Below are 12,687 nucleotides of genomic sequence, written 5' to 3' on the forward strand. Positions count from 1 at the left end.
GCTCAGGCGCTCCGCTCAGTCGCGCAGGACGGCTCCGAACCGCTCGCCCGCTACCGCGACTCCCGCGAGCTTCGCGTCGGTCGCCTCCGCCGAGGTCAGCGTGCGGTCCTCGGCACGGAAGCGCAGCGCGAACGTCAGGCTCTTCGATCCCTGGTCCACGCCCTGACCCCGGTAGTCGTCCACGAGCCGCGCGGACTCGAGCAGGTCTCCGGCTCCGTCGACGAGCGCGGCGCGGACGTCCGCGGCCGCGACGTCGGCGGGAACCACGAGCGAGACGTCCTGAGTCGCCGCGGGATAGCCCGACAGCGAAGCGGCGACGACACGCGAACCCGCGATCTCGATGAGGAGGTCGAGGTCCAGCTCGGCCACCGTGATACGCCCCGGGAGGTCGGCGGCCTCGGAGACGGCGGGAAGCAGCTCTCCCACGTAACCCACATCGGTGCCGTCGACCGACACGATGCCGCTGCGGCCCGGGTGCAGTGCCGCGCGCCGGCCCTGCGCGATCGTCACCTCGACACCCGCTGCGGCCGCGATCACGCGCACCGCGTCCAGCACCTCGCTGAGTCCCGCGGCCTCGGCGGGGCGCCCCGGCTGCTTGGGCGCGACAGCGCCCGCCACGAGCACGGCCACGTGGCGTCGCTGCGGCGGGATGGAGCCGTCCAGCTGAGCGAGCGTCGCCGCATCCGGGCGCACCGCGAGCGGCGGGACGAAGGACGTGCCGTACGTGACGCCGGGCTCGGGGAGGAACACCGACCCTGTCTCGAAGAGGCTCAGATCCACGAGTCCGCGCGCGACGTTGCGGTGGGCGACCTGGAGCAGGCCGGGCACGAGCGAGCGGCGGAGATACGCCGCCTGCGAGTCGAGCGCATTGGCGAGTTTGATGCTCGGCAGCGAGGACCCGTCGGCACTGCCGTGGAGATCGTTCTGCTCGCGCGCGACGAACGGGAACGACGGCGTCTCGACGTATCCCGCGGCGGCGAGCGCATTCGAGACGCGACGCCGACCCTGCTGCGCCGGCGTCCGGCCGCGTCCCGAGGGGGCGACCGGCAGCACCGAGGGGATGCGGTCGTATCCCTCGATGCGGGCGACCTCCTCCGCGAGCGTCCACGCGTCGGTCAGGTCGGGACGCCACGTCGGCGCGTCGACGAACCACACCGAGCCGGTGTCGTGCACCGTCGCACCGATGAGCTCGAGGGCGGCGACGATCTGCTCACGCGTGTAGTCGACGCCGATGAGGCCCGGCACGAAGTCGTACTCGAGCGCGATCGCCTCGCGCTCGAGCTCCGCCCCGAGCGCCGCGCCGGTCGCGTCGGCGGTGCCGCCGGCGTACTGCACCATCAGCTCGACGACGCGCTGGGCGGCCGCGTACGGGACCGCCGGGTCGACCCCGCGCTCGAAGCGGCGTGACGCCTCCGACGGCAGCTTGTGGCGACGCGCGGTGCGGGCGATCGAGATCTGATCGAAGATCGCCGCCTCGATGAGCACGTTCGTCGTTGCGTCGCTCATCTCGGTGGCAGCGCCGCCCATGACGCCGGCGAGGCCGATGGGCCCCGAGTCGTCCGTGATCAGCAGGTCCTCGGCGTCGAGCGTGCGGACGGTCCCGTCGAGGGTCTCGAGCTTCTCCCCCGCTCGAGCCCGGCGCACGGTGATCCCGCCGGTCAGCTTGTCGAGGTCGTAGCCGTGGATCGGGTTGCCGAGCTCGAGCATGACGTAGTTGGTGATGTCGACCAGGATGCCGAGCGAGCGGATGCCGGCGAGCGTCAGACGCGTGATCATCCACGGCGGTGTGGGTCGGGAAGCGTCGACGCCGCGCACGACGCGGGCGACGAACTCCGTGACACCCGCGCGGCCGCGGATCGGGTTCTCATCGGACACGGCGAGCGGGAACCCCGTCCCGGGCTCGTCGAGCGGGCGCTCGGCGGGGTCGTGGAAGGCGGCGCCGGTCGCGTGCGAGTACTCACGGGCCGCACCGCGGATCGAGAGCGCGTACCCGCGATCCGGGGTCACGTTGATGTCGACGGCGACGTCGTCGAGCCCCAGCAGGGAGATCGCGTCGGTGCCGACGGGTGCGTCGATCCCGAGCTCGACGAGGCGGAGGATGCCGGAGTGCTCGCTGCCGAGCCCCAGCTCCTTCGCCGAGGCGATCATGCCGTCGGACACGTGGCCGTAGGTCTTGCGCGCAGCGATCGGGAAGGGCCCGGGAAGCACCGAACCGGGCAGGGTCACGACGACCTTGTCACCGGGGAAGAAGTTGCGGGCACCGCAGACGATGCCGTGGACGTCGGCCCCGCCGTCGGCCGCCGTCTCACCCTCGGGCGCCACGCGCACCTGGCACCACCGGATCGTCTTGCCGTTGGACTGCGGCTCCTCCTCGAACGAGAGCACCTCGCCCACGACGATCGGTCCCTGCAGCTCGAAGCGGTGGATGTCCTCCTCCTCGAATCCGACCCGCACGAAGGCGGCCAGGACGTCCTCGGGAGAGGCCTGGGCAGGAACCTCGACGAACTCACGCAACCACGACAGCGGAACGCGCATCACACCACCATCCCGAACTGCTCGCTGAATCGCACATCGCCCTCGGCCATGTCCCTCATGTCCTGGACATCGCTGCGGAACATCAGGGTGCGCTCGATACCCATGCCGAAGGCGAAGCCGGAGTACTCCTGCGGATCGATGCCCGCGGCGCGCAGCACGTTGGGGTTGACCATGCCGCAGCCGCCCCACTCGATCCATCGGGCCCCGCCCTTGAAGGTGGGGTGCCAGAGGTCGAGCTCGGCGCTGGGCTCGGTGAAGGGGAAGTAGTTGGCGCGGAAGCGCGTCTTGGCCTCCGGTCCGAACAGCTGGCGCGCGACGTGGTCGAGCGTGCCCTTCAGGTGCGCCATCGTGATCCCCTTGTCGATGACGAGTCCTTCGAACTGGCTGAAGACCGGAAGGTGCGTCGCATCGAACTCGTCGGTGCGGTACACCCGCCCGGGGCACGCGACGTAGATCGGGAGCTCGCGCTCGAGCATCGATCGCACCTGCACGGGACTCGTGTGGGTGCGCATGACGAGGTGGCGATCGACGGGGTCGACGAAGAACGTGTCCTGCATCTGGCGCGCGGGGTGATCGACGTCGAAGTTGAGAGCGTCGAAGTTGAACCACTCGTGCTCGAGCTCCGGTCCCTCCGCGATCTCCCACCCCATTCCGACGAAGATGTCGCCGATCTGCTCCTGCAGGAGGGTCAGCGGATGCCGCGCGCCGACGCGCGTGCGGACCGGGATCGCCGTGATGTCGACGCGCTCGGCCTCGAGACGCGCCGCGGTCTCGGCGGTCTCGATCTCCGCGTCGCGCGCGGCGAGCGCCTGGTTCACTTGGCCCCGCGCCTGACCGACGAGCTTTCCGAACTCGGCCTTGCGCTCGTTCGGGACGTCACGGAGGCGGGCGTTCAGGCGCGCGAGCGGCGAGCCCTCTCCGGCGTGCGCACTGCGCGCGAGCTTGAGGGCTGCGGAGTCGGCGGCTGCGGAGATGGCGGCCAGGGCCTCGTCTACCGCGGCGCTCACCGCATCGGGGGTGATCTCGTTCTGGGGTGCGTCGGACACGGTGATCGAGTCTACCGGGGCGCTGAGGGCTTCGAAGCGGCCGGGAGATCCGCCGCCGCGGTGATGAGCGCGAGCGCTGCGGCGAAGGGATCCGGGCTCCGGCTCGTCACGTCGTCCGGCGTGAGCGCGGCCGCGCGGGCGGCGACTCCGAGGGCGTCTGCTGCGGTGCGCTGCTGCTCATGGAAGGTGTAGCCGACGACGAAGTGGGTGACGGCGTCGGCCACGACCTGCGGCGCGTGCCCGGCATCCTGATAGCCCTCGGCGAGCACGAGGTGAAGGGGCGATGGCACCAGTCCGAGCGCAAGAGAGCTGGACACGACCTCGGCGCCGTCCCGGTGCGCGAGGAGTCGCTCGTGCAGGCGCTCCCCCAGCATCCGGGCGGCCTCGCCCAGCGGGAGTGCCGCGCCGAGCGCGCCACCGGCGGCCACGGGGGCGAGGATGCGGGCGCTGACGGCGGCGAGCAGTTCCTGCTTGTTCTCCACGTGCCAGTAGAGCGCACTGGGCTGGACGCCGAGCTCGTCCGCGAGCCGGCGCATCGACAGATCCGGCAGCCCCACGCGGTCCAGCAGCGCGAGGGCCGCATCCACGACGTCCGTCTTCGAGCGCCGGGGCGCGCGGGGGGAGTTTGAGCCGTCGGCCGCCATGCGGGTACTGTACCTGAACAGTGTTCACATGAACGCCGTTCAGGAGGATCCATGACCGTGCTCGCCCCCTCGTTGCACCGCCGACTCGACGCCACCGACATCGCCAGAGCCGGCGTCTTCGCCGCCGTCATCGCCGTGCTCGGCCTCCCCGGCGCGTTCACCATCTTCGGTGCGGTGCCCATCACGGCCCAGACGCTCGGCGTCATGCTCGCGGGCGCCATCCTCGGCCCTGCCGTCGGGGCGCTTTCGGTCACCGCGGTGCTGGCACTGGTCGCCGCGGGCCTCCCGCTCCTCGCGGGCGGACGCGGTGGGATCGGGGTCTTCTTCGGGCCCACGGGCGGCTATCTGCTCGGCTGGCTCCTCGGGGTCGTGGTCATCGGTCTCATCGTGCACGCCGCCGGCCGCCGGCCCGTCTGGTGGCGTACCTTCCTGGGCACCCTGGCGGGCGGTGTGCTGGTGGTCTACGCCGTCGGTATCCCGGTGCAGGCTCTCGTGCTGCGGATCGGGCTCGGCGAGGCAGCCCTGTCGAGCCTTGTGTTCCTCCCGGGCGATCTCCTCAAGGTCGTCGCGACGACGCTGATCGTCGACACCCTCGTGCGCGGGTATCCGCGAGCCTTCCGGCGTCAATGGCGCACTCGCCCGACCACCGCCGCGTGAGCGCCTTCGTCGTCCCGATCGAGGCGCGTGAGGCGCCGGCGCGTCTCGCCGTCCTGAGGCGATCGGGGCGCGTTCCCCTTGTGCTCGATGAGCGCTGGCCCGCACAGGTACGCGCCGACATCCTCTCGCTCCTCGCGCAGACGCCCGCGCCCGACGGGGCGGAGTGGGCGGCTCTCACCTCCGGCAGCTCGGCCGCTCCCCGCGTCGTGGTGCGTACGCATGCGTCCTGGGCCCGGTCGTTCCCCGCCGTCGAGCGGCTGCTCGGCACGCTCCCCGACGACGTCGTGCTGCTGCCGGCACCACCGAGCTCATCGCTGACGCTCTTCTCCTTGGCCCACGCGCTGGAGCGCGGTCCTGCACCCGAACTTGCCGCCACAAGCTCCCGGGCCACTCTCTTCCACGGCACTCCCACTCATTTCGCCGCGGTCCTCGCCTCCGGAGGCGCCCCGCGGCTGCGCGCCGCGCTCGTCGGAGGGATGACCCTCCCCGCCGACATCCGCGTCGAAGCCCTCGCCCGCGGCATCCGCGTCGTGGAGTACTACGGCGCAGCAGAGCTGTCGTTCGTGGCGTTCGACGATGACGGGACAGGTCTGCGCGCGTTCCCGGGCGTCCAGATCGCGGTGCGTGGAGACGTCATCTGGGCCCGCTCCCCGTACATCTCTCTCGGCTATCTGGGCGCGCCCGGTCCGCTCCGACGCGACGGCGCGTGGGTCAGCGTCGGCGACCGCGGCGAGCTCCGGGACGACCGGCTGCGGGTGACGGGCCGTGCGGACGAGGCGATCCAGACGGCGGGTGCCACCGTCGTCCCGTCGGAGATCGAACGGACCCTGCGCACCCTGGAGGGCGTCGCGGACGCCGCCGTGGTGGGCCTGCCCGCGCCCGGTGTCGGCAGGCTCGTGGCAGCCCTCATCGAGCCCGTACGACCCGGCTGTCTGGATGCGGCGACGCTCCGCGCCGCGGCGGCGGACCTGTTCGCGCCGGCCCACCGGCCGCGTCTGTGGTTCGCCGGCACGATTGCCCGCACCTCGTCCGGCAAGATCGCTCGTGCCGAGGTGGAGCGACGACTGGCGTCGGGAGAGGTGCCTCGTGTCTGACGTGCTGATCGTGTCGGCGCGCCGCTCCGCGCTCACGACGCGCGGCCGTGCGCTGGCGGGGGTGAGCGCCGACCGTCTCGCCGCGCCGGTGCTGCGCGCCGCCGCCGACGACGCCGCGCGCGCCACCGGCGCACCGTTCGAGGTCGCGGATGTCGTCCTCGGCAATTGTCGCGGCCCGGGCGGCAACACCGCCCGCCTCGCCGCACTGGCCGCCGGCTTCGGCGCGCACACTCCCGGTGCGACGGTGGACCGGCAGTGCGGCAGCGGGCTGGCCGCGATCATCGACGCCGCACGGGCGATCGCCGCCGGCGATGAACGCCCCCGACTGGCGGGCGGGGTCGAGAGCGCCTCGACGGCACCGGAACGACGCATCCGGGGCGTCTCCTTCGAGCGGGCACCCTTCGTCCCCGCCGGCTGGCCGGACCCCGACATGATCGACGCCGCCGACGCGCTCGCCCGTCTCGACGGCATCGACCGTGACCGCCAGGACGCCGCAGCCGCCCGTAGCCATCGGCGCGCCGCCGCGGCCCGCGAGTCGGGGCGTTTCGCGGCGGAGATCGTCCCGATCGACGGGGTGAGCGCCGATGACGCCGTCGGCGGGGCTCTGGCCCTGCTCCCCCGGCTCACGCCCCTGCGCGAGAACGGCACCGTGACGGCGGGCACGGCCACGCGCATCGGCGACGGGGCAGCCGCTGTCTCCCTCGTCAGCGCAGCGCGGCACGCACAGACACCGGGACTCGTCGTCCGTGCGCACGCCGTCGTCGGCGTCGACCCCGCGTACCCCGGGCTCGGTGCGGCACCGGCCATCGAGGCGGCGCTGGCCGCGTCCGGCACAGAGGTCGCGGCCGTCGCCGCCTTCGAGATCGTCGAGGCGTTCGCGGCACAGTCACTCGCGGTGCTGGGTCGTCTCGGCCTCGCCGACGACGACGCGCGGGTGTGCGCCGACGGCGGTGCTCTTGCGCTCGGACATCCGTGGGGCGCGAGCGGCGCCGTCGCGCTCGTGCGGCTGTTCTCGCGCCTGGTGCGCGCCGGGCGCCCGTCCGGGAGCATCGGTGTCGCCGCGGCCTCCGTGAGCGGCGGCCTGGGTATCGCGATGGTCGTCGAGGTGGTGAGGTGAGCGCGATCCGACTCGAGCGGCTCGGAGTAGGACTCGGCGACACCGAGGTGCTCCGCGACCTCGATCTCGATCTCGATGCCCGCACGGTCGCCGTCGTGGGCGACAACGGCTCCGGCAAGTCGACGCTCGCGCGCGTGGTCGGCGGGCTGGTCGCACCGTCCGCCGGAACAGCCCGGGTGCTGCGGCTCGACCCGGTCCGCGACGCTTCCGAGCTCCGCCGCCGCGTGGCGATCGTCTTCAGCAACCCCGACGCCCAGATCGTCATGCCGACCGTCGCGGAGGACGTCGCCTTCTCGCTGCGCGGGGACAGGATGAGTCGTGTCGAGCGGGCGGAACGGGTGGCGGACGCGCTGACCCGTTTCGGGCTCGCCGAGCTCGGCGACCGTTCGGCGCACGATCTGTCGGGAGGGCAGAAGCAGCTGCTGGCGTTGTGCGGCGCGTTCGTGCGCGGACCGGAACTCGTCGTCGCCGACGAACCCACGGCCTATCTCGACGGCCGCAACGCCCGGATCGTGGCCGACCACCTCCTGGCGGACACCGGGCATCGTCTGCTGCTGGTGACCCACGACCTCGCCCTTGCCGAACGCTGCGAGGCGGCCGTCCACGTGGCGGAGGGCCGCGTGGTCGCCGTCGGAGAGGCGCGGGACGTCGTGCGCTCGTACGCGGCGAGCCTCGGATGCTGAGCCTGTACCGACCGGGTGATGGGCCCTGGCACCGGATGCCGGCCGGACGCAAGACGCTCCTGCTGCTCGCTCTCGTGCTCGGGGTATCGCTTCTGCCCGCCACCTGGCTGTCGTGCGCCGTCGCCGCGGGTCTCACCCTGCTCTGCTACGCCGCACCGGGGACGGGCTGGACGCGGCTGGCTCACCAGATCTGGGTCCTTCGGCTGCTCGTCGCGATGAGCTTCGTCGGGCAGGTGATCTTCCTCGGTCTCGAGGCGGCGACCATCGGCACGGTGCGCATCACGGCCGCCGTCGTGCTGGCAGCACTTCTCGCCCTGACGACGTCGGTCACGGCCCTGTGGGAGGTCTTCGAGCGTGCACTCTCGCCGCTGCGCCTCCTCGGACGGGATCCGAGCCGGGCGGCGCTCCTGCTGGTCGTCGCGTTCGGCGCGGTCCCCACTCTCGTCAGGTTGGCGCATCAGGTGCGCGAGGCGCAGCGTGCCCGCGGCGCGGGGCGCGGCATTCGCTCCTTCGTCGTGCCCTTCCTCATCCTCGCCCTCAAGCACGCCGACGAACTCGGAGATGCCCTGACCGCACGCGGCGTCCGCTGAGCTCAGAGGGCGCTGGAGTCGAACTTCCCGGCACCGCGCTGGGCCGCGATGACCTCCGTGTCGGTCGTCGCGCGACCCGACGGGGTGGCCTGCGCGCCCCGGCCCGCGCGCTGCGAGGAGCGCATCCGGACCTCGACCCACTTGGCGATGCCCGCGAGCACGAGACACAGAGCGATGTAGATCGCGGCCGCCACCATCCCGGCCTGCAGGATCGGCCGGTCGTACTGCGCCTGGGTGCCGATCAGCCGGGCGTAGTACAGCAGTTCGTTGTAGGTGATGATGTAGCCGAGCGCGGTGTCCTTGAGCGTCACGACCAGCTGGGCGACGATCACCGGCAGCATCGCCCGCACTGCCTGCGGAAGCAGGATCAGGCGCATCACGCCGGCCTTGCGCAACCCCAGTGCGTACCCGGCCTCGCTCTGACCGCGCGGCAGCGACTCGACCCCGGCGCGGATGACCTCGGCGAGCACCGAACCGTTGTAGACGGCGAGCGCGATGACGACGGCCCAGTACGCCTCCAGCCTCACACCCACGACGGGCAGGCCGTAGTAGAGCAGCATCATGAGGATCAGCACGGGCACCGCGCGGAACAGCTCGATGATGCACGTGACGGGCCAGCGCACCCACGCGTGATCGGACATGCGACCGAGCGCCAGGACGAACCCGAGGAGAACGGATGCGACGGCGGCGGCGGCGAAGGCGGCCAGCGTGCGTCCCGTGGCCGCGAGGATCTGCTCCCAGACGGTCGTGAAGGTGAAGATGTACCACTTCTCGGCGGAGAACTGACCGGTCTCGATGAATCGGTAGACGACGAATCCACCGAGACCGAGGATGACGAGCACGGTGATGACGCCGATGATCCGGTTGCGGATGATCGCGCGACGGCCCGGCAGGTCGTACAGAACGGAGCTCATCGCGCCACCCTCCATCGGTTCTCGAGTCGTCGCTGGATCAGCGAGAGCGCCAGGACCATCACGATGAAGATCACTGCGACCCACAGCAGCACCACCAGCGCGTTCTCGCCGCGCTCGCTGAGGTTCGCGCGGATGACGCCGAGCTCGGCGACGGAGAAGCCCGCCGCGATGGTCGTGTTCTTGAGCAGCGCGATGAGCACGCTCATCATGGGCGGCACCACCGAGCGGAACGCCTGCGGCATGATCACGAGCGTCATGACCTGGCCGAACGTCAGCCCGAGCGCGCGGGCGGCCTCCGCCTGACCGACCGGCACCGTGTTGATCCCCGAGCGCAGGACCTCGGCGACGTACGTGGCGGTGTAGATCCCGAGCGCGCACATCGCGAGCACCGTGTAACCGGGGTTCGGCAGATCCAGCGCGGGGTATCCGAAGGCGAAGAAGAAGAAGATGACCGTCAGGGGGGTGTTGCGCACGATGTTCACGTACACCGTGCCGACTGCCCGGGCGATCGGCACCGGCGAGACGCGCATGGCGCCCACGAGCGTGCCCAGCACGAGCGCGATCAGAGCGCCCGCGAAGAAGAGCAGCAGCGTGTTGCGCAGCGCGATGCCCCAGATGTCGAGGTTGTCGACGATCACGTTCATCTCAGAGGTCCTTACCGTGATCCGGTGAGGGCGATCCCCCCGGGGAGACCGCCCTCACCTCAGGTTCTGTCAGCTGGCCGCGTCGACGGCCGGCTGCTCGACGGTGATCCCGGACGCGCCGAGGTTCTTGTCGAAGATGGCCTGCCAGATGTCTCCGCCGTCGGTGAACATCTCGTTGATGTGCTCGAGGAGGACGGTGTCACCCTTCTCCAGGCCGACGCCGTAGCGCTCCTCGCTGAAGGGCTCGCCCACGACCTTGAGCTCGTCGGGGTACAGGGCCGCGTAGCCGATCAGGATCGCCTGGTCGGTGGTGACCGCATCCACCTGGCCGTTGAGCAGCGCCTCGACGCAGGCGGAGTAGACGTCGAACTCCGTCGTGGGCACACCCGGGAAGTTCGCCTTGATGTTCTGGATCGGCGTGGACCCGGTGGCCGAGCACACGTTGGTGTCGGGGCCGAGATCCGCTTCGCTGGAGATGTCGCTGTCGCTGGCGACGAGCAGGCCCTGACCCGTGATGAAGTACGGTCCGGCGAAGTCGATCTGCTCCTTGCGCTTGTCGGTGATCGAGTACGTGCCGACGTAGTAGTCGATGTCCCCGTTCACGATCGCCTGCTCGCGGTTCGCTGAGGCGATCGGCTGGAAGGTGATGTCTTCCTCGCCGTAGCCGAGGGATGCGGCGATCCAGCGGGCGATGTCGATGTCGAATCCGGTGCGCTCGTTGGTGGTCACATCGAGGAAGCCGAGGCCCGGCTGATCCTCCTTCACTCCGACGATGACGCCGCCGCGCTCGGTGATGCGGTCGAAGGTCGGGCTGCCCTCGAGCGAGACGTCGGTGGCGGTCTCGAACCAGACCGAGCTCTCGTCGGTGCCCTCCGAGCCGCCGGCGCCGCCGGGAGTCGGCGATCCGCTGTTGCACGCGGTGAGGCCCAGGGCGGCGACGGCCGCGAGTCCCAGAAGGGCGGTCAGTCGTGTGGTGCGCATTTCTCTCTCCTTGCTGTGGGGGGATTGGTGCGGGAAGAACGTGCGGAGGTCAATGGGTGATGAGCTTGGAGAGGAAGTCCTTCGCTCTCTCGCTCTTCGGGGAGGTGAAGAAGGCATCGGGTGCGGCCTCTTCGACGATGCGTCCGTCGGCCATGAAGACGACCCGGTCGGCGGCTTTGCGCGCGAAGCCCATCTCGTGCGTCACGACGATCATGGTCATGCCGGACTCGGCGAGCGAGGTCATGACGTCGAGGACCTCGTTGATCATCTCCGGGTCCAGCGCACTGGTGGGCTCGTCGAAGAGCATCACCTTCGGCGTCATCGCCAGGGCACGCGCGATCGCGACACGCTGCTGCTGGCCGCCGGAGAGCTGGGCGGGGAGCTTGTTCGCCTGATGCGCCACGCCGACGCGCTCGAGCAGCGTCTTCGCCTCGCGCTCGGCGTCCGCCTTCTTCATTCCCTTCACCTTGATCGGGCCGAGGGTGACGTTCTCGAGGATCGTGAGATGCGAGAAGAGGTTGAACGACTGGAAGACCATGCCGACATCCGCCCGGAGGGCCGCGAGCTGCTTCCCCTCGCTCGGGAGCTTCTCCCCGTCGATCGTGATCGTCCCGCTGGTGATCGTTTCGAGTCGATTGATCGTCCGGCAAAGCGTCGACTTGCCGGAGCCGGACGGCCCGATCACCACGACGACCTCGCCGCGGTTGACGGTGAGGTCGATGTCGGTCAGCGCTTGGAAATCGCCGTAGTGCTTCTGAACGTCGGTGAGCACGACGAGCGGGTCGCCGCGACGCACGGTGATGTTCGAAGTCGGGGGCGCGGCATCCGAGGGCGTCATCAGGACAGACTATGAATCGCCCCAGCGCACGTCGGGGACTCTTGACGGATCTCTCACCGACTTCTAACGTTCGCCCGGCCGGGGCGAGGCGTCAGCTGCGCTGCGCGAAGGCCGACTCGTACAGGCAGACGCTCGCTGCCGTCGCGAGGTTGAGGGACTCTGCACTGCCGTAGATCGGAAGGCGCAGCGCCGCATCCGCAAGCTCGAGCGCCGTGTCCTCGAGGCCTCGCGCCTCGTTGCCGAACAGCCACGCCGTCGGCTGTCCGAGCAGACCCGCCGCCCGCGCCTCGAGCAGGTCGTCGCCCTTGACGTCGGCGGCGACGACTCGCAGCCCCGCTCCACGGATGGCGGTCACGGCACCGGCGAGCTCACCGGCACGGGACAGTGCGATGTGGAAGAGCGATCCGGTGGTCGCGCGGACCACCTTGGGGTTGTAGGGATCGACCGTGCGGCCGGTCAGGATCACCGCGTCGGCGCCCGCCGCGTCGGCCGCTCGGATGATGGTGCCGAGGTTCCCGGGATCGCGCACCTCCTCGCAGATCGCCAGCAGGCGCGGGCCCGCGGCCAGCACATCGCGCAGCGAGGTGGGGAACTGCCGGGCGACGGCGACGATCCCCTGCGGCGTCACGGTGTCGGCCATCGCTTCCAACACCGGTTCGGCGGTGTACTCGATCTCGAGCCCGACCTCGGCCGCGGCATCGCGCAGATCCTGGTGGCGCTCGAGAGCGGTCGGGGTCGCGAACAGCTCGACGATGCTCTCGGGCCGGAAGGCGAGGGCTTCACGGACGGCCTGCGGGCCCTCCAGGAGGAACAGGCCCGTCTCGTCGCGGGCAGCCCGCTTGGCGAGCTTGGCGACGGCGCGAACGCGTGGGGATCGGGGATTCTCCAGCACGTTCCCAGTCTAGGGTGACGCGGGCACGCCGAAGGGGCGCCCTCCGTCAGGA

At 70.9% G+C, this 12,687-nt stretch carries 13 protein-coding genes; 5 read left to right on the forward strand and 8 right to left on the reverse strand.

Annotated features, from left to right (window positions below):
• Positions 1–15: 15 nt before the first annotated feature.
• From pheT to QE377_RS01695, 3 genes are read right to left on the reverse strand one after another with little or no spacing between them, the layout of a single operon-like run.
• Positions 16–2,535 (reverse strand): phenylalanine--tRNA ligase subunit beta, encoded by a 2,520-nt coding sequence (pheT, locus tag QE377_RS01685; protein ID WP_307319075.1) that lies wholly within the window; start codon positions 2,533–2,535, stop codon positions 16–18.
• Positions 2,535–3,581 carry a phenylalanine--tRNA ligase subunit alpha gene (pheS, locus tag QE377_RS01690; protein WP_307319078.1) on the reverse strand — a complete coding sequence of 349 codons (1,047 nt, stop codon included), beginning with the start codon at positions 3,579–3,581 and terminating at the stop codon, positions 2,535–2,537. The genes pheT and pheS overlap by 1 nt, the downstream gene beginning before the upstream one ends.
• An 11-nt stretch (positions 3,582–3,592) precedes the next feature.
• On the reverse strand, positions 3,593–4,225 hold the full coding sequence (locus tag QE377_RS01695) for a TetR family transcriptional regulator (protein WP_307319082.1): 633 nt from the start codon (positions 4,223–4,225) through the stop codon (positions 3,593–3,595).
• Between the two features lie 51 nt (positions 4,226–4,276).
• On the opposite strand from QE377_RS01695, the gene QE377_RS01700 reads away from it, so the two are divergent.
• The 5 genes from QE377_RS01700 to QE377_RS01720 are packed head-to-tail and all read left to right on the forward strand — an operon-like array spanning position 4,277 to position 8,366.
• On the forward strand, positions 4,277–4,882 hold the full coding sequence (locus QE377_RS01700) for a biotin transporter BioY (protein WP_307319083.1): 606 nt from the start codon (positions 4,277–4,279) through the stop codon (positions 4,880–4,882).
• Complete coding sequence (locus tag QE377_RS01705; protein WP_307319087.1) at positions 4,879–5,976, forward strand: AMP-binding protein; 1,098 nt, start codon at positions 4,879–4,881, stop codon at positions 5,974–5,976. The genes QE377_RS01700 and QE377_RS01705 overlap by 4 nt, the downstream gene beginning before the upstream one ends.
• Positions 5,969–7,093: an acetyl-CoA C-acyltransferase gene (locus QE377_RS01710; RefSeq protein WP_307319088.1), complete on the forward strand. Its 1,125-nt coding sequence runs from the start codon at positions 5,969–5,971 to the stop codon at positions 7,091–7,093. Before QE377_RS01705 ends, QE377_RS01710 begins: the two co-directional genes overlap by 8 nt.
• A complete protein-coding gene (locus QE377_RS01715; protein WP_307319090.1) occupies positions 7,090–7,776 on the forward strand; it encodes an energy-coupling factor ABC transporter ATP-binding protein in 687 nt (228 codons plus the stop codon). The genes QE377_RS01710 and QE377_RS01715 overlap by 4 nt, the downstream gene beginning before the upstream one ends.
• Positions 7,770–8,366, forward strand: a complete 597-nt coding sequence (locus tag QE377_RS01720) for a CbiQ family ECF transporter T component (protein WP_307319092.1) — start codon at positions 7,770–7,772, stop codon at positions 8,364–8,366. The genes QE377_RS01715 and QE377_RS01720 overlap by 7 nt, the downstream gene beginning before the upstream one ends.
• 2 nt (positions 8,367–8,368) lie before the next feature.
• Here QE377_RS01720 and QE377_RS01725 read toward each other — a convergent pair whose 3' ends face one another.
• The 5 genes from QE377_RS01725 to QE377_RS01745 all read right to left on the reverse strand — a co-directional run bounded on the left by QE377_RS01725 (position 8,369) and on the right by QE377_RS01745 (position 12,635).
• Positions 8,369–9,280, reverse strand: coding sequence for an amino acid ABC transporter permease (locus QE377_RS01725; RefSeq protein WP_307319095.1), 912 nt, complete (start codon positions 9,278–9,280; stop codon positions 8,369–8,371).
• The gene (locus QE377_RS01730) at positions 9,277–9,924 is read right to left on the reverse strand and encodes an amino acid ABC transporter permease (RefSeq protein ID WP_307319099.1); all 648 of its coding nucleotides are present in this window, start codon (positions 9,922–9,924) and stop codon (positions 9,277–9,279) included. Before QE377_RS01730 ends, QE377_RS01725 begins: the two co-directional genes overlap by 4 nt.
• A 69-nt stretch (positions 9,925–9,993) precedes the next feature.
• Positions 9,994–10,905 (reverse strand): glutamate ABC transporter substrate-binding protein, encoded by a 912-nt coding sequence (locus QE377_RS01735; RefSeq protein WP_307319102.1) that lies wholly within the window; start codon positions 10,903–10,905, stop codon positions 9,994–9,996.
• Between the two features lie 49 nt (positions 10,906–10,954).
• A complete protein-coding gene (locus QE377_RS01740) occupies positions 10,955–11,743 on the reverse strand; it encodes an amino acid ABC transporter ATP-binding protein (RefSeq protein ID WP_307319105.1) in 789 nt (262 codons plus the stop codon).
• 91 nt (positions 11,744–11,834) lie between these two features.
• Positions 11,835–12,635, reverse strand: a complete 801-nt coding sequence (locus tag QE377_RS01745) for an RNA methyltransferase (RefSeq protein ID WP_307319107.1) — start codon at positions 12,633–12,635, stop codon at positions 11,835–11,837.
• Between the last annotated feature and the right edge of the window lie 52 nt (positions 12,636–12,687).

Origin of the sequence: Microbacterium sp. SORGH_AS_0862, assembly GCF_030818795.1 — a bacterium.
GTDB lineage: Bacteria > Actinomycetota > Actinomycetes > Actinomycetales > Microbacteriaceae > Microbacterium.